Origin of the sequence: Paenibacillus sp. RC67, assembly GCF_030020805.1 — a bacterium.
Classification (GTDB): Bacteria; Bacillota; Bacilli; order Paenibacillales; family NBRC-103111; genus Paenibacillus_S.
On record NZ_CP125098.1, the window covers coordinates 3,913,501 to 3,935,277 of the forward strand.

Below are 21,777 nucleotides of genomic sequence, written 5' to 3' on the forward strand. Positions count from 1 at the left end.
TGATTTAATTTGTACGATATAGTTGCAGAAGTGATAAAGACAGATAATCAAGTAATATGGCATCGGCTTGGAGTAGATTCAAGTAAATTAGGGATACCCTATAATTATGAACTAATTGGGACTGATGTTATTTGGTTAGATTTAGTGCCTGAAATGAAATTTAATATGAACATTTACATTGAGAATCTCAATTCTATTTATAGACCAATAGATTGACTTTTCAGTACGATAGTAAATTCAGAGAAGCCAGGTATTGTGTATTAACACATATTTACACGAAGGGGCTAAAGCCCCTTGCCGAAACGGCGTTTTTAGCAGAATGCCTGCGATAATGCAGTTTTTTTGAGGAATTCGCTTAAAAAGAGGGGAACTCGCTCAAAATTCCTGCAAAATCGCAGGCATTTCCCGAAATCGAACAAGTTGAAGTGAAATTCCTGCAGATTTGCAGGTTTTGGTGTCCACAGGGGGCCGCGATGGGGTGGAGTCGTAAAATCGGCCCAATTTCGTGAAAATAGCCGCTGTGGCGCCCGTTAGCGTTGCTTAGTGCGTAAGCTGTTACACACAGTAATAGCCCCGGTTGCGCTAACCGGGGCTTTTATCTATGTATAGTGCAGCACAGATCCGCAGTACTCTTTCTGCTCGCCATACTGCAGTTGCGTCTTGGAGCCGCATCCGAAGCACTCGATCGTTTTCGGCGGAGGCGGCGGTTCATTCGATTGATCTTGGGGAACCTCAAGCGTAGCGGCCAGTCCATCAATTCTGCAGCAAGGTTGATGGTTAGATTGTTTGTTTCCGAGAAGGAGGCTCGCGGGGCCCGCTTGTTCGTCAGAATGACTTGGCAAGTCGGCATATGCACGTAGGCGTCGGGGAGACGTCCCAGCGCAGCCATCCGGTTCAATTCGTTCGTAACCGTCTCCACATTCTGCTTAACCACTTCCGCCATGTAGGAAATGAGGGAGACTTCCTGCTCATAGATCATAAAGTGATACTGCTCCATGCGTGTCTCCAGTTCTTTTTTTAGAATGGAGGCTCTGCGGAAGTTGAGGCTGCTGGGAAACAGGAAGACGATGCCGGGAAGCAATGCGCTAATGAACCTATCGTAGTTGGTGGTTGAGTGAAAAAACAACATAAGGAACATAAGCAAAAACAGACTTAGCAGAAGCCCACCGTAAAATTGCTTATCCATAATTCTAAGATGTGTTACGTTTCGATGTCTAACAGATCTAATAATCATTAAAATAATCGAGATAGGAAAAAAGATAATCAAAGTCGCGATTTACCCAAATTATTGCTGATGTAGGCGACCTCGTAAATCAAGGCCCATCGTCATATCCCGGAGTGTACGGTGTCATAAAAGACATACACGAAGCCATCCTTCCAGTGGCTTACACATTGTTGGCTCTGTATTTCCTTTTGGATTTAGTAAATAAGTCAATGAATTTTTCCTTCTTCCGCTGGGAAAGCCGCTGCCCATTCTACGAAACTATAGGGCAAATCATGGTGTCCAAGTATTTAAAGCATCCATATACTGTAATTACTTTAAGTATAGTATTCGGCTATGGATGGGAGTGGCTTATGGTTAAGACGAAAAAACGTTCAGGACAATCATCAATCGATTCCCTGAATAAGGAACTCGTCGATTATGCTCGATCCTACAAAGGAAAACTAAAGTATTCTTTTGGCGCTAAAAATATTGTGTCTAGATACGGCGACTGCTCAGGGTTTAGTCAACACGTTTTTTTGAATATTACTGGTTTAGATATAGGTGACGGGACGTCCACGCAAAGCCAACAGGTAAGATCATATATCCGAAGATGGCACATCCTGGGGACCTCATTTTCTTCAAAAACATTTACAGATATGGCGTATCACACGTTGGCATTGTGACTGAACCTGGTCGTTTTATTGGCCTTCAAACTAGAGAGGGATGCGAGGAACACACATATCTAAAAGGCTATTGGAGGAGAAAGTTCATGCAAATACGACGTGTTTTGAACCATGGCAAAGTCATTCAGGTGAAGAAAAAAACCAACAAGACGCAACCGATCATTGTGAATGTATATACTGTCATTACGACCGACAATAAGATCAGCGATGAAAGAATCAAACAGGACTTAAAGCAGGCATCTGAGATCTGGAGTGTTTGTGGGATTTCCTTTCGATTAAAGAAGATAGTAAGACTTTCATCCAAACAGTTCAAATTTAAAGACGGTGAATTTCATAGTGGCCTCTTCTTAAATAAGCAACCCCTAAAAGTACAAAAATTGATTAGATTCAATCCTCCAGGCTGTACGCGAAACGATGTCGTGGTGATCTATATGGACTCACAATCATTTTGGGACGAAGGCGCCAAAAGAGTAACGACAGGGGGGATATTTTTCTATAAACTAGATCAAGGTCCCCGAACGGCCACCATTGTATTAGCATCCAATTCAAAAGAACGCTCTCAAATGTTAGCCCACGAGCTTGGTCACGCTCTCTTTGTGGACCCTGCCACTGGTCTTGCCATTAATCCTAGTCCGACTAGAGATCGTAAAGAACGGTCACACGATAGAAACAGGAAAAATTTAATGTATCCGAAACCACCGAAGAAACCAATTCTAAACCAGAGGCAATGCCTAAAAGCAAGAAAAAGCATTCTAATTAAGCTTTCATAACGCACAATGTATCTCAAACAACAACGAATGCTTAGAGCAGATCGAGTAGGAGGAGGCGGCTAACCTCGATACTCTCACACCACCGTACATGCGGGTTCGCATACGGCGGTTCCGAAAGGTTAATAAAGCTCTAAATATCGAGAAAGCAGACTTTTCAGCCCTTTCGCTTCCCAGTAGGAAGTCGGAGGGGCGTTGTTTGTGTTTCGAGACATTTCTCATGCGCCCCTTCTGCATCGAAGAAAAAGAAAATACTTGTTTGCCCTAATATCCATTCCGAGTACTCGAAGTGTTTGACTTCGGCAAGATTCCTTATGACTGTTAGAAGTGTTACCAAAGGAAAGAGCATTTTCATCAGCGAAGAAGCGCTAATGGAAATGCTCTACTAAAGGTCGCTGGATGTAGCTTAAAAATGAACCCCGTCCATAAGTCTTTAACAAGATAAAGGAGTGAAACAATAGATTATGAGTTTATATATTAACTTAACTGAAGCCGCCAACATGATAGGGATCACACCCAAGCCGAAATTCACGGAACCAAAAATGATGAAGTCTGAAACTTAACGGAGGCGAATGAAAGTATTATCCATGATTCAACCGTGGGCGACTCTGCTTGTCCAAGGCGAGACTCTCTATGAAACAAGATCCTGGAAGACCCGGTATCGCGGACCGTTGGCCATTCATGAAAGCCAGAAAGTCGATAAGCAGGCCTGCAAATATGAACCCATCCGTTCTTTACTCGCCAAGAATGGCTATACGGAACAAAACCTCCCTACGGGGGTTATCCTTGCAACTTGCGAGCTTACGAATTGTTATCAAGTCATCGACGCTAATCATACGTCAGCCATTCTGGATTGCGGGAAGGTCGTGACTGGGTATGACTTCCTGTTAGGCGATTACAGTCCAGGTTATTTTGCGTGGGAAATAGCAGGTTTCCGTCTGATGAAGCCCTATATTCCAGTGAAGGGAAAACTGGGACTATGGGAATATCCGATAGGCGAAGAGTTGATGATATGACCTATGTAAACAGTCAATTAATGGAGGTTCTGACTTGACCAATCACTTATTTTCTCCTTATGAAAAAAAGAGCTTGCCAAAAATAATTTTTAGGTATCAGGCAGATATTGAAAAAAACAAGTTGTTGAAGTAATTAAAAAGAGTGAAACAAAACAATCAATGGAGATAACTGATGCAAAATGTTGTCTAATGACACAAATCTCCCTACATAAAGGCTCACGACTCGTCGTCGGCGAGTCTGTGTATATTTATTATGTTACAATTGAAAAAACTTTTAACCCAGCAAGAGATATTTAAGAATCAACGTCATAAGACAAGGGATTAACTGATTTACTTACATATGTACAAAATACGGGTTTTGTGTAAAAGTATATTAACAAGAACATGTATCATCCTCTAATTTCTAGGTAAAACCGTCAGGCTCAATAAACCGCCTGACGGTTTCCTTGTTTTGTACAAATAATACTCAACTTGTGTGGACTGCGGTTTCGAGCGAGATTTCTAGATCCAAATGGATTTCTAGATCCAAATGATCATCACGATTGATCTATTTACGGTGCAGCATTTGCTGCTTTGCTGCCGGCTTCAAGGGCAGCGTCAGCTCCAGTAAGCTTCCGCCTATAGTTTGATATGTGGCATGGACTTGTGAACCAAGGCTGCCCGTTTCAGGTCCTAAGCTCACCACTGAAGCTTCAAATGGCGCAGCTTCCTCACCGCTGAGCCGGAAGGCCAGCACAAGCAGAGCTTCCTGCATACTTCGAAAATCAAACCGCTTTTTATCCCCGGCATAAATAATATAGTCAACGTACAACCTCTCCCCGTCCCGAGTGATTTCCCAATGCGGCTGCTCGCCGTCGAATGAAGCGAACAATACAGCTGCTCGCATAGCAAGTGCAGCATCGTCCAGCTTGACGTGCACCGCTTCCGTATCCTCCTTAATGCGAGTCTCTACGCCCTCCAAACAACCTCCGATTTCGAATCGTAGTCTAAGATCGGCTGCCTCCAAGGTTCCATCTATCAGATCGAGTCCGATATGAGTATCTCCTCCGTTGGTACAGAAGCCAATGCCCAACAAGACGTCCGTCCTATCCTGCCGCGATGTGAATACGGCTGAAGAATAGTCATACCCATCGTGCAAAAAACGCAGGTGGATATAACTGAAGCTATCACCATTCCGTGTATAGGCAAGGAGATTCCGCCGCTGATTCCACATAACATCTTTGCTGAAGGTCCCGAGACTAATTCTCTCGTCTTTGTATGTAGTAGCGATATTGATCGCGTTCCCTTGCGCATCTTTATGAATAACTTGGGTGTATTCGCCCCCATTCCCATCCACGAATGCAGGCTTGTACGCCGGCGGGCACTCGATGTGATTGCCATACCAATCCAGGCTGTAAATCAATGGAGCCTCCGACTGCAGCGATACCGTATCTTCCCCGCACGCCATCTGCAGGAATGACTTAACGGAATCCGTCATTACCGTGCTATAGCTGCGGCTGTGCGGTCCTGACCATTGGCCGGTAGGCACATGATAATGCTCCGCAACCATACGCCAAGCCACATCCAGCATATCTGCACTAAGACGTTTGGCTTCCGGCAGCTTCGTCGACGTATGAATGCTCGACAGTTCCTGAATGGCAACGACCGTATATGTAGGACTGTTGAATTCCTGGAACGTACCCAATTCATGTGTATAGTCGCTAAATTTGCGCAGCCGCTCCAGCCCGTATTCGGTATATTGTTCAACACCAAACACTTCGCCTGCAATAAGTGTGACGAAAGCCCCCATGATGGCAATATTGGTGTAGCCAGGTCCGACATTACGCTTCATAATGGCGTCGCAGGCGCAAAAGACAGCGAAGCGTATTTGCTCACGTAAATCTGCCGGGAGCCTGTTCCCATGTCGCTGTTCGGCTAACACCAGCCGTTTGCCGCAAAAGTCGGCCCAGTTCCAGTCCGGAGGAGCCATCATCGTCAGTGGTTCCTCCAGGAACCACGACCAAATCCCATAAGTCGAATTCTCACGGTTCTGGTCCTGGAGGCTGATCCCTTTACGCAAAATGTCCGAAGCCCGTTCCTTATAAGTATCTTCCTCACTGTCAAGCAAACCTAGCGCATAAATAAATGCCGCCAACGTCGGATGGGTGAATGCCACGTCTTTGAGTGTGGTATGGTAGCCAGGAGTACTGAACGGCCTTCTCACCATGTGGAGCTCAGGGTTATAGTCCTTATGCCACTTCTCGAGTTCTTCCATTAGACACTGTCGATGATCGATGCTCACCTGCTTCACTCCCTTTATTCTCTCAATCTTCAATACCTAAGAGCGTCCTCCCACTCAAATCCCCAGAACCCATGGGCTTAGGACGCCCTGTACTTCCTCAGTTTGTTTTTACATTTTTCTGATACCATTCCTGTGCGAGCTTATCGACGTTATCTCCCCCAAGGCGTTTCCATTCCTTGCGCAGCTGTTCCATTCCCCACTGCGGAGTGTACTGGGCTCCGCCTGTAATGACTTTGGTTTCAATTTCATCGGACAGCGGAGAGAAAGAAGTTTGGATCTCCGTTAATTCCGGGAAAGTCGGGTTGAACGGAATATCTCTGCGGAATTTATTCTTCATCGCCGTGTTGAGCGATTCGCCTTGGACCTTGGCATATTCTTGGGAAATGGCATCCTGCGCAGCCATAATAGCAAAGTCCTCCGGCTTTGGACTGTATTGATCCACTACGGCATATTCAGGAGCATAGGCGATTTCCTTTTTGTTCTTATCCGCATCGATTGCTTGCGGAACCCCATTAACCAGCTTATAATGAACTCCTTCTTGACCGAAGCGTACATCAAACCAATTTTTATCTATCATCCAATCCAACAGTTTCACCGCTGCCTTCGGATCCTTCAAATCTTTATTGAACACAATCAGCTTGTTTGCAGGGGGTTCCTGGTACAAACCGAATTTACCGTACTTTGAACTCACAGGCTCGAAGGGGACCAGCTTGGCATCAGGAACATTTTGTTTCAGCTCGCGATATTCCGACGGGATATTCCAGCTAGAGAAATAGATTCCCGCTTTCCCTGTCACGAACAACTGCCGCTCCTTCTGGAAGTTTTTATCCGTGATGTACTCTTTATCTACAAGTCCCTCATCAAAAAATAGCTTCATAGTCGCTAATACATCTGTATATCGATCGGTAAAGTTGCCTTTAACGATCTTCCCATTCTCCAAGTACCACATGCCGCCTTGTGCAGCAAACAGTGCTTGAATAATGCCTGTATAGTTATAGTTGAATGCAGCACCCAAAGTGTCTTGCTTTCCATTCCCATCGGGATCCTTGTCCTTGAATGCTCTCATGACGGTTATCATCTCATCCATCGTTGTAGGCATCTTCAGGCCCAGCTTATCCAGCCAGTCCTGCCTTATCCACATGGCGTGGTTAGCGATGGCATCGATTCCGCGTGCACTGGTTACCATGTAGGTTTTGCCGTCAAACATCGTATATGGCTTCAATTCCGGATGCGCTTTCAAATAATTTTTATACGAAGTGCTGTATTTCTCAATATAATCGTCAATCGGCTGTATGGCTCCCTGATCCTTTAAGGTGGACATATAGTTCCTATCGTACTCCCACATCAGATCCGGTGCTTCACCAGCAGCAATTAAGGTATTCAGCTTTTGCGTTGATTGCGTTCGCAAGATGGGTACCCATTTGACGTTAATCCCCGACTTCTCGTTAATATATTTCGTCACTCTATTGCTCTCATAGGTCCCTTCATCGCTAGCTATCTGCCCCCGATCGAGAATGGTGATGCTAACCCCCAATTTAGCAGGATCGTTATTTTTGGCATCGCCATTCGGACTCTTCTCAGCACCATCGGAACAAGCTGCAATCATGGTGGTGGTTAAAGTAACTCCCAGCACAGCAGCCATTTGCTTGCGTTTCATCATCGACTTCTCCGCCTCCTCAACCTAATAGGATCAACCTTTCAGAGAACCAATCAAAACACCCTTAACGAAATATTTTTGCAAAAACGGATATACGAACAAAATGGGGGCTACAGAAATGATGATTGCTGCTGCCCGAATTCCTTCAGGAGATAGCAAGGTTTGCATCGTCGCTCCTTCTCCCCCGTTCGTAGCACTGGCATTCAGCAAGCTTTGGCTTGTCGTGTCGATCATTTGCAGCAGCTTAACCATCAGTGATTGTTTGCCTGAGCTTGTGATGTACATCAGCACACTCATATAGGAATTCCACCAGCCGACCGCATAAAATAAAGTCAATGCTGCAATGATGGGAAGCGATAGCGGAAGAATGATTCTCCAGATGATTAGCAGATCGTTCGCTCCATCAATGGAGGCTGACTCTTCCAGCTCGGTAGGCAAATTCTCAAAAAATGTCTTCATAACAAAAAAGTTGTACGTGCTTAACAGTCCAGGCAGCCATAACGCCCAATAAGAATTCATGATTCCAAGGGACTTGATCAATATATAGTTGGGAATCAAGCCTCCCCCGAACAGCATGGTGAACGTAATGACCATCAATATGAGATTTCGCCCCTTCAGCCTTCTGCGGCTAAGCGGATAGGCTGCCATAATCGTCGCAACAAGGTTGAATGCCGTTCCTACTACGGTGATAAGCAACGTATTTTTCATGGCAATGAGCAGTTGCCCGTCCTGGATAAGATTCTGGAAGGAGGTGAATGTCACATCCTTCGGCCACAGAAATACTTCTCCGGAGCTTATCGCCCTCGAGCCGCTCATGGACGTAGCCAGCACATTGACGAATGGAAACAAAGTCAGTATGGCGAGAAACGCCAGAAATATATACAACAATCCGAACTTCCATCTTGATGCTAGCGTGGAACCTCTGGTCATTCACTCACCCCCTACCATAGACCATTTTCACCCAGAGCTTTGATAATTTTATTGACACTGACGACCAGAATAAGACCGATCACCGATTGGAACAGCCCAAGTGCTGTCGTATAGCTATATTGGGAGCCGATCAGCCCCACGTTGTACACGTACGTGCTAATCACGCTCGATACTTCGTACACCGCTTTGTTCTGTAAAATAAAGATATGTTCGAAGCCGACATCCATCATCTGCCCGACTCTTAAAATAAGCAGGATGGCAATCGTGCTGCGAATACCTGGTAACGTCACATGCCAAATTCGTCTCATCTTGCTCGCACCATCGATTTTGGCCGCCTCGTATAATTGCGGATCGATACCCGCCATCGCAGCTAAGTACAGAATCGTTCCCCAGCCCGCACTCTGCCAAATCCCGGATAGAATGAACACAATCGGCCACCAGAAATTGCTTGCCATGAAGTAAACGGGCTCGATGCCGAACAACTTGATCACTGTGTTCACAATTCCTGTGGAAGGAGACAGTAAAGCGATAACAATACCGCCTAATACGACCCAGGATATAAAATGAGGAATGTAGAGCAAATTTTGAATCGTCCGTTTAAACCATTCCAAGCGTACTTCGTTCAGCAGGATGGCTAGTATAATGGGAACCGGGAATGCAAATACAATGCTGTACACGTTGAGCAGCAGCGTATTTTTCAATACGTTGAAAAAATCCGGACTTGTGAACAATCTCTCGAAGTGTTTGAGCCCGACCCACTTGCTTCCCCAGATGCCATCGGCAAAACGATAATTTTTGAACGCGATGATCTCTCCGAACATGGGTGCATACTTGAATAAAAGGTAATAAACCAGGATCGGCAGCAGGAGCAAGTATAAGTACTTATCTCGTTTGAGATATTTCCACGCCGCCTTCATCCTTCTTGCCAATTCGGATTGCCCTGCTTCTGACTGACTCGTGACATCGCTGATTTGCGAATTCATAGTTCCACCTCCCCTCTTTTTTGTGGTTCTGCCGATTTCACCGTTATCGTATACGGAACGCATACTGTTTGAATATATTCCGTTTTTGACTCTGCACTTTTTTTAAGCTTAGGGTCCCTTTCGCTCAATACACCGCTTTTAATCCATTCACCTTTTTTCATCTGAAGGAAGTTCCCTGTATTCACCCGGGGTTTGGCCTGTATATTTCTTGAATATACGAATAAAGCTCTGCGCATTGTTATAGCCGACTTGCTCAGCTATCACTTGAATTTTCAGCTTAGGATCCTTCAACAGCTGTTTCGACTTTTCCATCCTGACCTGTATCAAGTAATCCATGAAATTCATTTCCATCGTTTCTTTGAACATTTTGCTTAGATAAGGAACGCTTAATTTGAAATCGGAAGCAATCAGATTGAGGGATAAATTGCTGTCTGCGTAATTTTGCTCTAAATAAGTAATGATTTGCTGAACCGTATCGCTAGGGCTTCTGTTCTCCCTTTTTTCCTCCGTACGTACGATCAGCTCATGTAGAAACAGAGAAATATAACTGCGGATTTCCTCTACATTGGCACATGAATCAATGCGATGATAAATATTCTCCTTCGGATCCAGAAATTGCTTGATGTCGAGCCCTTTGTCCGAAATCGCTTTGATGGACTTCATAATCAATTGGATGCACATTTGCTTAATCATTTCCGGAGGCGCATTGATCTTGATGATCTCAACGAACAGCTTTTCAAGCTGACCTTCCAGCTTCCCTTTATCTGTATCACGGATCAAACCGACAACCGTATCGCTCATCGCCCAAATCCGGTAAAATTTATCGTTGTGGTTACCCGCAATATCATCAATGGAAATAACCGTGTTATCGCCCATAATCAGCTTGTATTTCACCGCATTCTGAGCTTCCCGATACGATTCATGAATTCCTTCAAGATCGAGATAGGAACCACCGACGCCGATGGTTACGGTTTGTTTAAAATGCGCGGCAACATAGTTTCTCACAAGATCAGCTATTTGAAGCGCCTGGATCTGATTATGCTTCGGATCGTCTTCCTCAAAGCTCATGATGACGGCAACGATTCCGTCACTGACCTCCACTGACACCCCTTTACAGACGCCGGCTACCAGTTCTTCCGCCACGTTACTGATCGCATAGGTGAACAAGTAGATATCGCGTGGAGAAGCAATATGCTGCTTGCGGTCCAGCTCTATCACTAGTACGACGAAACGGGCTTCGAAGAAATCAATGCCCAAAATGTCAAAATAATTTTTCATCCGGTAATAGCTTGTCTTGTCCGCCATGAGCAAGCTCATAATTAATCGCCACTTCAAGGCAGGCAAGCTTTCATGCATTTGCTTTTGCAGAGACTCATTGTCAGACATCATTTGCTTGAAAAATTTCTCCAAATACGTCAAATCGTTAGGACGATCAAGCTTTCTCTCGGTAAATGACCGAAGAAACGTCTCCAAAGGACGGAACGTGTAGCTGCTTACCGCATAAACAAGTACGAGGGCTACTATAAACATTCCGGAAGCGAGGAACAAGAGCACGTTACGAACGAATTCCAGCGGTCGATTCATGACCAGATTCGGAACCACGCTTATGTATTTCCAGCCGTTATAGCTTGATGTGACAAAGAAGGTGGTAAAGCTCCCATTATGGGTTTCCATCATCGTATAGCCGCTTCCTTGCAGTTTATCCAGACTAGGAGCGCCCTCAATACTGCTCAAAGGCTTATATAGCTGACTTTTATTTTTAGAGGAAACAATCATGCCTTGGTCGTTGATGACCATCGTCTGTCCAATCCGCTGGTTGTCGACATCTTCCATCAAGTTTGCTATGGTACGCTCATCAATATTGACAATGATGGCTCCTTTGCGGAATTGCGGATTACTGATCAACGGAAATTGACGAACGAGCGAAACAACATTTTTATCCAGCTGTAGTCCGGAGCTGACCGTAGTAATCCTGCGGACGTCGAGCCACTGGTGGTAACGCTGCATATTGTTAAAGGCAGTCAGCCAGTTCATATCGTAGAAATCCGCTTCGTCGGAAAACGTACTGTCCGTCAATAAGCTCTTGTTCTGAAGCGAGTACAGGTAGAAGGAGGAAATATTACTATTCGCGTTCATTAACACCTTGAACTTCGTATTGAGTACATTGAAGTGGTTAAACCGCAAATCATCGTTCGTGTACCTTCCGTTTAGGAAAAAGGCCACCTCCGGCTCCTGAATGAAATTAATCGTATTGGTATCGATCTCGCGCAAGATCATTTCGATCTTCTGCTGAACCAGATTCAGCAGGGCGATATTCGAATTCTTCAACTGCTCTTCCAGACTTCCTTTGGAGCTAAGATACGATAGCCAGGCAGTAGAAGAAATAATCATCAAAAACACAAGGCCATAAATGACCTTAAATCTTGCAGATAAGGTTCCTTTCAACAGCTCCATCTCCCCTGTTACTGTCGGATTAGCGGTACTCCCCAATTGAAATGAAAGCGGATTCAATCTTATTTACAATAATTCGGTATTTCGTACCTGCTTTTACAAAGCATACCATATTCACACTACAACCGACGACATGACTTCAAGAAAAAAACGAGAACTTAGTAAAACCTTTACCGTCCAGAAACCCGATGGATGCACTTCAACTGTAAAAAAACCAACCAGAAATATTCTGATTGGTTTTCATTTACTCGAACTCGTAATAATGTAAAAAAGGCTTGCTAAGCAGCCTTTTTTACATTATTGATACATTTTACGCGACTTTCTTCACTTGAACGCGTTTACACGATTCCTAGCTCAAACACAAATCTTGCTTATTTACAGCCAAACGCCTATCATACTTTTGATCTCCCAATTACCGTCCGCTCGACCGGTCAGAACAATGGAGCTTCCTTTGAAAGCGTTACCGACAATGGATTTTGCCCCTGCAGGTGTCCATATGGATTGTCCTGCTTGCGTCGCCAGACTGAACCGATAGGCTGCCTCCACATAGAATGTATAGGTGATGGAAGCTTTAGCTGTCGGAAGCGCTAAAATCACATCATTAGTCGCACCACTATTGGTTATTTTGAAACCAACGGTATCCAACGTGAGTGTGTCTGATGTCGCGTACGCTTTTACAGGCAGTGGAAGCTTTTGTACATGCAGCTCCTCGGTTATCGGATCAATGGAATACAGGCTTTGGCCTCCACCCTTGACTGCGCAATTGACTATGGCTACGTTTCGTATATTCTCCGTCTTATTTCTTTTAAGACTAAATCCTCGCTTGATGAGAGGCTGTGAACGAGAATCTACGGATTCACAATCCATGTAGACGGCATTCCCGATGATGCTTCTTGTTTGTGCCGGCACAGTAGTCATAATGAACGAGGAACCGTATCCATATGCGTCGTCCGGTTGATTCACCGTGTTACAATTCATCGCCTTGCATCGGATATATGAGCGTTTGGCACTGTCCGCAGAAAATGACAAATCCGAAAATCCCGCATACTGCTCGTTTTGGGCCAAGCAGTCGATTAGTTTAATCTCCCCTTGAACGCCTTTCGCTCCATCTCCTCCATAGTTCATAGAAAATCCGAAAGAATTGCCATTCGTTTTACAGGCATTAAATACAATATCAATAGACTCACTGCTAGCGGTAGGTTTCAGCAAAGTGACGAGGAATCCTCGACCTGTATTCCCATCTGCTACACAGTTGGTAAAACGAATATTTTTCAGCAAATCGAGCTGTCCATTTGGTTCTATATCCACGCCGCTCTGGGGAGCCGTCCCCTTCGTATTGGAAAAGCGGCAGTTTTCCACGATGAGACCATCGACGGATATAACCGAAAGCCCCTGCCTTCGATTGTTATCCGCTCTGCAATTGCGAAGCACGATATTACGGCAAGAAGCAATGGTCGATTCAAAATAACCGATATAAAATCCATCGCCGCCGCTGTCATTAGCATTAATATTCTCAATCACTACATTCTCCGAACCGCTGATATCAAAGATATGGGCCTGTTCACCGGACGAATACGCCGACTTGTTCATGCGCAATGTCGATCCATTGCCATTTATGTATACATCTTTAACCGTCTTTATCCGGATCAACCTCTCATATGCAGGACTGACCCGACTTAGCGTGTCTATTGCCTGGATGATTGTCCCTGGCTCCAATTCAATGGCTATTTGGCCGGGAATGAAAAGCTGTCCTGTCAGGTAAAATCCAGACCTATGCTTAGGAATAAACAGCTTATGGCTTGCAGCCGCATTCAACGCTGCTTGCAATGCCTGTGTATCATTGGTCACCCCGTCCCCCTTGGTACCGAACCAGGTAGCAATGATCGTATCCCCGTAAATACGTTTAAACCGTTTCCCATTGGTCGACGCGAGTACGGTTCCGGTGTTGTCAGGCGTAGATACGTCATAAGGATCATAGCGAAAGAATCCTTCCTGAAGCTCATTGGTTACGTAATAAACCATTTGAGGGTCCGGCTCCGTTTCAGCCCTAAGTTCCTCCAGCTTCACGGCTAGGCAAAAATCCATATCCAGCAGTTCAAGCAATTCTTTTTTGCGGTTTTTTTTCTCCATACCGTATACGGACTGAGTAACGGACATACTTTGAGCAGATACTGCATGCAGTCCCGTCCCTTTCCATAACCCTGTTGAAACCGCGGCTATGCCTCCTATACCTATCGCAGCCAACAGCTTTCTTCTGCTCATTATCGCTGGTCTCTCCGATACCTGCTCCCTAACTTCAGATGAGTCTGTCGTAGCCGATGCCTCTTCAAATTCATTAGAATTTTTGGACAGTTGGGACATAGGTCATTTCTCCTTTTCCAACTATAGTTTGTGGGCGTTCACAAATGTGACATAAGCTAGCCTTTCAAACCGGTCGAAGCAATCCCTTGAACGAAATACTTTTGAGCAAACAGAAATACAAAAAGGACGGGGATGATGGTTATGACCGCACCAGCCATAATAAGTGTCATCCGATTTTGCACTTCATTTTTCAGAAAGAGCAGTCCGAGAGGAAGAGTAAACATATGCTTATCCTGCAAGTAAATAAGAGGTTCTAACGTATTGTTCCAGGCACTGATGAATGTAAACACCGCTAATGCCGACAAGGCGGGCTTAGCCAGAGGCAAATAAATGGTGTAGAAAATTTTCCAAGGGTTGGCCCCATCGACCCAAGCTGCGTCATACAGCTCCTTAGGCAGTGTCTTGAAAAACTGATGAAGAAGGAAGATTCCGAAGGCTCCTCCCAGAAAGCTTCTCAGAATAAGCGGATAGTAAGTGTCTAGCGCACCGACGGATTTCCAAATAAAATAGGTTGGGATCATCGTAATCTGAGATGGCAGCATCATCGTACCGAGCATCGCCAGAAAGATCAGGTTCCGCCCTCGGAATTCAAAAAAAGCTAGTCCGTACGCAACAATGGCACAGGAAGCAACCATTCCTATCAGATCCATCATTGTAATAAAGATACTGTTCATGGTGTACTGCAGGAAGTTGACTTCGACCCATACGTGCCGGTAGTTGTTCCATACAACCGGATCGGGCATTAGCTTGGGAGGAAGTGTCAATTCGGACCCAGGCGCTGTCAAGGAAGTCGAAAGCATATACAGAAATGGGATCAGCATGAGGATCGATCCAATGCCTAAGATGAGATAGGCAGCCAATTTAAGACCCGTATGGCTTTTACTCATAATGCACCCACCTCTTCTCAGTCAACTTCTGGAAAATGGTTATGATCAGAATGATTAAGAACAGCCCCCAAGCCATGGCCGATGCGCTGCCCATCTTGAAGTTGAGGAAAGAATCCCTATAGATGAGAATATTCGGCACCATATTTCGGTCCGCAACGGAAATGACATCACCTAGCATGACTAGGAATACATCAAAAGCATGGAATGCGGAAATGGTAGACAAGATCATGACCATGTATACCATGGGAGATACGATAGGAATGGTAATTTTGGTAAACAGTGCCCAACCGTTGGCTCCATCCATCCTAGCTGCTTCCAGCATTTCCTTGGATATATTTTGCATGCCCGCCAAGATCAGCACCATGGAATACCCGGCTCCCTTCCAGATGTTAACTATAGCAATGGAACCAATGACGAGCCACCAGTTCCCGCTTCGGATCCAATCGACCGGCTGGATTCCCATGGACTGCAGGATCCAATTCAACAATCCGTATTCGTTGTTGTAGATCCAAAGCCAGATCATGCCTCCTGCTACCCAGGGGGTGATAACCGGCAGGAAAAAAACGAGTCGAAACAGCGATTTACCCCTAAGCTGTTGATTAAGCAAGTACGCAAGAAATAGCGCGACGATGGTCTGAAGCGGTACAAATAGTACCGCAAAAAAGCCGACATTTCGAAGCGAGAGCCAGAACACTTTCTGATGCAGCAGCTGGTCCCAGTTTCGCAGGCCAACCCATTGCGGTGGATTGAATAAATCCCACTTCGTAAATGTCAGGTAAAGAGAAAATACGAAGGGGAACAGGAAGAATATTAGCAGCTGCAGGACAAAAGGTAACGTGAAGGCGAAGCCCCACAAGCCTTGTTTGCGCATCCGAGCACCCCTTTTCCATGTCCATTCTGTTTATTTATTGTCATCAAGCACTTGCTGAACCTTTTGCTGAATCTCTTTGGCTCCATCTTCAGGCGTCCGCTTCCCGTCCATAATGTCATTTAGGATCGGGCCGGCTGCGGCTCTCCATTCATTCCAAGACGGGTTCTCGTCCAGGGTACCTCCCGCTTCTTCAATACCTTTGGTGTAAGCCTTCTTGTTCAGCGGCTTGGTCGTGGATTTCTCAAGTTCTGCAAGAGCCGTTTTCTTCACAGGCAAGCTAGTTCCGCTTTCAGAGAGCAAATTCTGTCCCTCATCGCTTAGATAGTATTTGAGGAACGTCCATGCCGCCTCTTTTACTTCCGGCTTCGACTTTGAGTACATCACCCATTGATTCACCACCATCGGAACAAAACGCTTGCCGTCCATCCCTTTTGGTATTTTGACCGTATCCCAATCCAGGTCCGGCTTATTCTTATTTAGTGAAACCTGGGTTGCATATTGAAAGAAGGTCATCGCCGCTTTCCCGTTCTCAAAAAATTTGCCGGTGTTCGCGGCTTCACGAGTAGGGCTGATCTTCAGCTTGTTGATCGTATCGGCCCACGCGGTCAATCCTTGGATCGATTTGGGATCGGTAAAATTCGATTTCGTCAAGGTTGCATCCAGGGAAGAACCACCATAAGCCCTCATCCAAGGTAGCCAGCCGAGTGTAATATTGTTGCCCGTCTGAAAGCCGAAGATATCGGGCTTCCCATCACCGTTCGTATCCTTCGTCAGCTTCTTGGCAGCCTCGATCATATCGTTGTAGGTCCAATCGTCTGTTGGCAAAGGCACATTGTTATCTTTAAAAATCTGTTTATTAAAGGCAAGAGCACCGGGATTAATGCCGTGGGGAATGCCGTAAATTTTTCCATCCAGCTTGGCAGAGGTCAGTGCACTAACATATTCGTCTGTCTTCAAATCCCGCTTAATAAAAGGCTCCAGATTTTCCGCAACGCCACGTTTGCCGTACCCGAGCACAACGGCATTTTCTTGCAGCCAGAGATCCGGAGCATTATTGCCCGCAATACGCGTCACGATTTTGGTAACAAAATCGCCCCAGGGCGTTTCCTCGATGTCCAGCTTAATATGGGGATACTTGGTTTGAAAGTTGGTGATGATTTGCTTGCTTGTGATATCGTATCCTCCTGGCAGACCAATTTTAACGGTGACTTCTTTGGGCGAAGCCGCCATCCCCTCTCCGACTGGTTTCCCACTCGTCGGGGCATCTGTAGACTTGTTGGATGAACAGGCAGTGACCATAAGAGATAGGGCTGCAATAAGTCCAATTGCCGTTGCCTTTGTGCTCATGAGTGTGACCTCCCTCTAAATACAATTTGAAAATCAAAATACTTACATCTCAGCTTGCAGAATTTGACGATCCGCCAGCAGCTGGCTGCGCAGCAAGCCATAATCCAGCTCTTGTAAAGCACATTGATGCTCTAGTGCCAACGCCGCCGCTGTAGCCGCAGATTGACCTAGAATCATGAACACAGGCTCCATCCGAATAGAACCATAAGCAATATGAGAGGAAGACAGACATACCGGTACGACAAGGTTCGTACATTCCTCTCCTTTGGGAATGATCGCTCGATAGGAGATCGGATAAGGACCCTTCGGACTTATTTCCACGTTACCCTCATTGATGCAACGACCCTCTAGCACTAATCGTCTGCAATTGTGGGAGTCCATAGTATAGGCAGCTAACCCTATGGAATCCTCTACGGTGGAATAATGACGACAATGATGCTCTGTCATTACAACATCAGAGATCATGCGTCTTGCCTCGCGAATATAGAGCTGATGAGGCCACCCGCCTGTAGCTTGAAATTCGTCGGCAGGCAAGCCCCATGTCCGAACCTCCGCTCTGATGGATGAGGGAACGCTGTCATCATTCGCCAGAAAATACAGCATGCCCATATTATAGTGAACATGTTCTTGGAAGAGCTTCTCACGAACCCGGTAACTCGCTTCGGGCCATGCATAATTTCGTCCGATATAATCTGTAGAAACTCCACCCCAGTTATTCAAATCGCTCTTGTGATTTGGCATGACCTTATTGAGCTTCAAGGCATCCCAGACGCCGCTATGAATGTATCTAGCCAGCAAGGCGAATTCATCCCTGTTATAGCTAGGCGGCTCAGGGAAAGGAAGCTGATTCTCCGGATTGCTGCTCAAACAAATCCGGAAATTGTACGCCTGCACGGAATCGTCTCCCTGCCCTTGTACTCCCGGTGCGGCCTGGGTTATTCCTGGCAGCAGACCACTATCGATTTTGCCTTCGACTACGTAGGGATCTACCCAAGCCATGAAGTTATGCTTCGGATGGCCAAAATGGATACCGTTCAAGGTTTCTTTGTACACGGTATTGGATTCCCGGCCCACATGGTACGATACACCGGCCCGAGCCAGCAAATCACCTTCATATGAGGCGTCGATAAACATGGGAGCGGAGTAAATAGTGCCATCTTCCATTGTTATCTGTTGAATGCGACCGGATTTCAGCTCTACAGAGTCCAAGTGCTGCTCAAAGCGAACCTCCACCTTCGCTTGCTCCAGCCATTCCGTCAAGATTCTCTCAGCTACTCCAGGCTCTAATGCCCATGTTCGACCGTCCGGCTCATCACTTCCATAATGCCGGCCAAGTGCCTCATACAACTCGCTGGAAATGCCACCGATGGCGGTCATATCCCCAACATCCGTTCGTCCTAGGCCGCTTGAGGTCATTCCTCCAATGTGCTGTCCGAATTCAGCAATTACCGCTTTAAGACCCATGCGGGTCGCTTGGACAGCTGCTGCCACACCCGCTGGGGTACCGCCATAAATACACAAGTCTGCATCAATGCGTCGAGGTGGATCGGAGAGCTGCTGATTGGGCTTGTAATAATATAAGTTGGATAAAGTGCTCATCTGGGATCTCCCCCTTGGTTTTGTTTTGTATCATTTAATAGAACTCACACCGAAGGCACAGGGGAATATCGGATGGATCGAAGCTGGGATGCGAATAATTTCTTACCTGTATGAAGCGATTCCATCCCGAGGTTAATCATGACTGATGATACAAACGTACGTTCGGTTGGTACTGAAGAATGACCAGTCAGGATCATCTGCTCAATCTGTTTCGTAAGCTTCTCGAAGTGGCTGTAAGGACGCTCCCATCCACTTTCACAGCGAGCTGCTGTGATCTCCCCATCAGCTCCCCGAAAGGCAAGAGTCCATTCCTTTACAAAGCGTTGCAGTTGAAGAACATATCCCCTTACACCGTCGCAGTATTCGATGATGAATAGTACAGGAACATCTACATGATCCCTCGGATGACCCGGCAGCGACCCGCTTACCGTTCGTAATGCTTCAACCATCAGCTCCTCGGGGACTTCTCCCCGATCCATAGCAGCCCATACAGACCTTCCCTCCAGTGCCTGCACCGAATGAATGCCGGTCTCGCCTCCGTCTCTTTGTTCTGCCGCCGCTTGCAGCACTTCCATTCCATGGAATCCGTAAGACTCAATGCCAAGCCAGCTTATGACGAAAATTTCCTTGGCCTTCTGTAATCGCTTCGATGGGTAGCTTGGTACCTGTGGTGTATGTGGAATAGACGAACCTCCAAGAAAGGGAAGCCCTCTTCGTGTAATCTCCCTATAAATCCATTCCGTATCTTCAATCCGATAAGACAGATGTTTGTCGTTGAATATCGGAACAACAAGCCCTAATTGATCAAGGGCACGGAAGGTTTCTTCAAAAAAGCGACGGCGCGGATACAGCTTCTGACGCTTCTCGTTCCATGGATAGTCACCATGCTCGCCGATCAGAAGAACGCCATCCACAGGAAGTTCGACATGAGGTGCGGCAATCGCTTCTCCAATCGATGCATAGATAGGGATTCCGTTGATTCTGGCCGCCTCCCCTACCCAGATCGTTAGGAGGCTCCTGGTCCAGGTACAGCGCAACGACATCAATCTGCGGCTCATATCCGAATTGACTCAACAGCCTTCCGAGGATGACATCCGCATGGGAATCAGGACGGTATTCCGTAACGATGGCAGCCACTTTTTTCCGTTCCGCTCGAATGTTCATGAGGTTGGCTTCGCCCCTTCATTCATCCATTGATCTACTTGCAAAAGCCAATGGACTGTTGCATCAATGATAACATCCAAATAGGATGCTCCTTTGGCTCCGTCCATGGGTTGGATGGAATCCGTATAACCATCCAACCCAGTCAATTCGCGGTGTTTACCGACATAAGAACCAGGAGGCCCTCCATGTATCCATGAACGTTGGAGATGCTTAGATCCATCTATAAAGTCCTGCCCACCTTGGATTAATTGCGGGGCCAAGGAAGCAATCAACGAGGCTTCGAACCCCCCGGCATGCCCCGGAACCATCCCCATCTCTTGAGCATTCAGCTCGTTGAGCGCTTCTCGAGACAAGCTCCAATATGAAGCAGAAGCACTCCAGATGTTATGCTGAACGGCAAGATCTTGAGCTGCTTGGTGCATCAAAGCCTCATTGCCTCCATGCGCATTTAGAAAAATCATTTTACGGAAGCCTCCGGCTATGAGGCTTTCACCAAGTTCTTTTAATAAAAGAAGATACGTCGAGGAGGAGAACGACAAAGTACCGCCAAAAGCCAAATGATGCTGCGAACAGCCGACCGGAAGGATGGGAGTCATGAGCAGCTTCATGGAGCTGGCAGCCTTCCTGCACGCCTCAAGGGCAATATGTTCGCCTATCATAGTGTCCGTGTACACGGGGAGATGCGGTCCATGCTGTTCCGTCGCCCCCAAGGGAATAACAACAGCATACCCTTCCTGAGCCTGCTCCTTTAACGACTCTCGTGTTCCATGATGAAATAGAAAATCGTTCATAACGCAAATCCCCCATCAATGGTTATCAATGCACCGGTGATATAAGATGACGCATCAGATAGCAGAAAGGCAGCCAGCTCAGAAACTTCCTCAGGAGTACCTGAACGGCCCAACGGTGTTTGGGCAGCGACAGCTTGCTTGAAAGCTGGGGAGAGTTGACGCAGCGCCTCCTCTGTCTTGATGTCCCCAGGCAGCAGAACATTCGCTCGAATTCCACTATTAGCATAATCGGCAGCGAGGACTCGGGTCATCTGGTTGACCCCTGCTTTGGCGGCGCCATAAGCCAGACAAGCCGGTTTCACCTTTTGACTCAAGACCGATGAAGTATTTAAAATAACGCCCCCTCCAGATTCAATCATCAGCGGGAGTGCATATTTATTCACCAGAAACGTACTGGTTAAGGTACCGGACAGCACTGCATTCCACTCCACTGAGGTAAGCTCCATGGCTGGTTTGGAAATTTGTGTATAGGCATTGTGATAAAGACCGTCCAAGCGCCCCCAACGCTGCCTGATGCATTCGAGAACCGAGGTGACTTGCTCTTCATCACGCGCATCCGATTTCATATACATCCATTCCGTCTTACGCGCAGAAGCAGCAGTATGTTCAAGCTTCAGGCTAGCCTCCTCAGGAGAGGCCAGGTCTGTAGCTACCACACGGGCACCTCTCTCTAAGAACAGGTTAAAGGCAGATAAACCTAGCTTCCCCAGAGCACCTGTCACCAGGATGACTTTCCCACTCAATTGAGCCATAGTCTCACCCCCTTCTCATTTATTCCGATGTTT

Annotated in this window: 16 protein-coding genes and 1 pseudogene; 2 read left to right on the forward strand and 15 right to left on the reverse strand. The window is 46.3% G+C overall.

What is annotated here, in order from left to right:
- Positions 1–595: 595 nt before the first annotated feature.
- The gene (locus QMA13_RS17955; protein ID WP_282943083.1) at positions 596–1,129 is read right to left on the reverse strand and encodes a hypothetical protein; all 534 of its coding nucleotides are present in this window, start codon (positions 1,127–1,129) and stop codon (positions 596–598) included.
- Positions 1,130–1,814: 685 nt separating this feature from the next.
- Here QMA13_RS17955 and QMA13_RS17960 point away from each other — a divergent pair.
- Positions 1,815–2,657 (forward strand): NlpC/P60 family protein, encoded by an 843-nt coding sequence (locus QMA13_RS17960; RefSeq protein WP_349254218.1) that lies wholly within the window; start codon positions 1,815–1,817, stop codon positions 2,655–2,657.
- 119 nt (positions 2,658–2,776) lie between these two features.
- Here the strand turns inward: QMA13_RS17960 and QMA13_RS36415 are convergent.
- A pseudogene (locus QMA13_RS36415) lies at positions 2,777–2,872 on the reverse strand (group II intron maturase-specific domain-containing protein); the annotation flags it as partial.
- 354 nt (positions 2,873–3,226) lie between these two features.
- On the opposite strand from QMA13_RS36415, the gene QMA13_RS17965 reads away from it, so the two are divergent.
- Positions 3,227–3,670: an ASCH domain-containing protein gene (locus QMA13_RS17965; RefSeq protein ID WP_282943085.1), complete on the forward strand. Its 444-nt coding sequence runs from the start codon at positions 3,227–3,229 to the stop codon at positions 3,668–3,670.
- Between the two features lie 547 nt (positions 3,671–4,217).
- Here the strand turns inward: QMA13_RS17965 and QMA13_RS17970 are convergent.
- The 13 genes from QMA13_RS17970 to QMA13_RS18030 all read right to left on the reverse strand — a co-directional run bounded on the left by QMA13_RS17970 (position 4,218) and on the right by QMA13_RS18030 (position 21,744).
- Complete coding sequence (locus QMA13_RS17970) at positions 4,218–5,924, reverse strand: hypothetical protein (protein ID WP_282943086.1); 1,707 nt, start codon at positions 5,922–5,924, stop codon at positions 4,218–4,220.
- A gap of 124 nt (positions 5,925–6,048) precedes the next feature.
- Positions 6,049–7,611 carry an extracellular solute-binding protein gene (locus QMA13_RS17975; protein WP_282943088.1) on the reverse strand — a complete coding sequence of 521 codons (1,563 nt, stop codon included), beginning with the start codon at positions 7,609–7,611 and terminating at the stop codon, positions 6,049–6,051.
- A gap of 30 nt (positions 7,612–7,641) precedes the next feature.
- On the reverse strand, positions 7,642–8,538 hold the full coding sequence (locus tag QMA13_RS17980; protein WP_282943090.1) for a carbohydrate ABC transporter permease: 897 nt from the start codon (positions 8,536–8,538) through the stop codon (positions 7,642–7,644).
- An 11-nt stretch (positions 8,539–8,549) separates the two neighbouring features.
- On the reverse strand, positions 8,550–9,149 hold the full coding sequence (locus QMA13_RS36660; protein WP_481858195.1) for an ABC transporter permease subunit: 600 nt from the start codon (positions 9,147–9,149) through the stop codon (positions 8,550–8,552).
- A 519-nt stretch (positions 9,150–9,668) separates the two neighbouring features.
- Positions 9,669–12,011: a helix-turn-helix domain-containing protein gene (locus QMA13_RS17990; protein ID WP_282943093.1), complete on the reverse strand. Its 2,343-nt coding sequence runs from the start codon at positions 12,009–12,011 to the stop codon at positions 9,669–9,671.
- A gap of 336 nt (positions 12,012–12,347) precedes the next feature.
- Positions 12,348–14,333, reverse strand: coding sequence for a right-handed parallel beta-helix repeat-containing protein (locus QMA13_RS17995; RefSeq protein WP_282943094.1), 1,986 nt, complete (start codon positions 14,331–14,333; stop codon positions 12,348–12,350).
- A 56-nt stretch (positions 14,334–14,389) separates the two neighbouring features.
- The gene (locus QMA13_RS18000; RefSeq protein ID WP_282943095.1) at positions 14,390–15,220 is read right to left on the reverse strand and encodes a carbohydrate ABC transporter permease; all 831 of its coding nucleotides are present in this window, start codon (positions 15,218–15,220) and stop codon (positions 14,390–14,392) included.
- Positions 15,213–16,091, reverse strand: coding sequence for a carbohydrate ABC transporter permease (locus tag QMA13_RS18005; protein ID WP_282943098.1), 879 nt, complete (start codon positions 16,089–16,091; stop codon positions 15,213–15,215). The genes QMA13_RS18000 and QMA13_RS18005 overlap by 8 nt, the downstream gene beginning before the upstream one ends.
- A 30-nt stretch (positions 16,092–16,121) precedes the next feature.
- Complete coding sequence (locus tag QMA13_RS18010; protein WP_282943100.1) at positions 16,122–17,438, reverse strand: ABC transporter substrate-binding protein; 1,317 nt, start codon at positions 17,436–17,438, stop codon at positions 16,122–16,124.
- A 42-nt stretch (positions 17,439–17,480) separates the two neighbouring features.
- Positions 17,481–19,037 carry an FAD-dependent oxidoreductase gene (locus QMA13_RS18015; RefSeq protein ID WP_282943101.1) on the reverse strand — a complete coding sequence of 519 codons (1,557 nt, stop codon included), beginning with the start codon at positions 19,035–19,037 and terminating at the stop codon, positions 17,481–17,483.
- Between the two features lie 44 nt (positions 19,038–19,081).
- Entirely contained in the window at positions 19,082–20,095 is a 1,014-nt protein-coding gene (locus QMA13_RS18020; RefSeq protein ID WP_282943103.1) for a hypothetical protein, read from the reverse strand.
- Between the two features lie 102 nt (positions 20,096–20,197).
- Positions 20,198–20,992, reverse strand: a complete 795-nt coding sequence (locus tag QMA13_RS18025; RefSeq protein WP_282943105.1) for a creatininase family protein — start codon at positions 20,990–20,992, stop codon at positions 20,198–20,200.
- Positions 20,989–21,744: an SDR family NAD(P)-dependent oxidoreductase gene (locus QMA13_RS18030; protein WP_282943107.1), complete on the reverse strand. Its 756-nt coding sequence runs from the start codon at positions 21,742–21,744 to the stop codon at positions 20,989–20,991. Before QMA13_RS18030 ends, QMA13_RS18025 begins: the two co-directional genes overlap by 4 nt.
- Between the last annotated feature and the right edge of the window lie 33 nt (positions 21,745–21,777).

Coding starts and splice junctions, on each gene's coding strand:
- QMA13_RS17955 (WP_282943083.1), bottom strand. CDS start 1,129: ATGTTGTTTTTTCACTCAACCACCAACTACGATAGGTTCATTAGCGCA.
- QMA13_RS17960 (WP_349254218.1), top strand. CDS start 1,815: ATGGCACATCCTGGGGACCTCATTTTCTTCAAAAACATTTACAGATAT.
- QMA13_RS17965 (WP_282943085.1), top strand. CDS start 3,227: ATGAAAGTATTATCCATGATTCAACCGTGGGCGACTCTGCTTGTCCAA.
- QMA13_RS17970 (WP_282943086.1), bottom strand. CDS start 5,924: ATGGAAGAACTCGAGAAGTGGCATAAGGACTATAACCCTGAGCTCCAC.
- QMA13_RS17975 (WP_282943088.1), bottom strand. CDS start 7,611: ATGATGAAACGCAAGCAAATGGCTGCTGTGCTGGGAGTTACTTTAACC.
- QMA13_RS17980 (WP_282943090.1), bottom strand. CDS start 8,538: ATGACCAGAGGTTCCACGCTAGCATCAAGATGGAAGTTCGGATTGTTG.
- QMA13_RS17995 (WP_282943094.1), bottom strand. CDS start 14,333: ATGTCCCAACTGTCCAAAAATTCTAATGAATTTGAAGAGGCATCGGCT.
- QMA13_RS18000 (WP_282943095.1), bottom strand. CDS start 15,220: ATGAGTAAAAGCCATACGGGTCTTAAATTGGCTGCCTATCTCATCTTA.
- QMA13_RS18005 (WP_282943098.1), bottom strand. CDS start 16,091: ATGCGCAAACAAGGCTTGTGGGGCTTCGCCTTCACGTTACCTTTTGTC.
- QMA13_RS18010 (WP_282943100.1), bottom strand. CDS start 17,438: ATGAGCACAAAGGCAACGGCAATTGGACTTATTGCAGCCCTATCTCTT.
- QMA13_RS18015 (WP_282943101.1), bottom strand. CDS start 19,037: ATGAGCACTTTATCCAACTTATATTATTACAAGCCCAATCAGCAGCTC.
- QMA13_RS18020 (WP_282943103.1), bottom strand. CDS start 20,095: ATGAGCCGCAGATTGATGTCGTTGCGCTGTACCTGGACCAGGAGCCTC.
- QMA13_RS18025 (WP_282943105.1), bottom strand. CDS start 20,992: ATGAACGATTTTCTATTTCATCATGGAACACGAGAGTCGTTAAAGGAG.
- QMA13_RS18030 (WP_282943107.1), bottom strand. CDS start 21,744: ATGGCTCAATTGAGTGGGAAAGTCATCCTGGTGACAGGTGCTCTGGGG.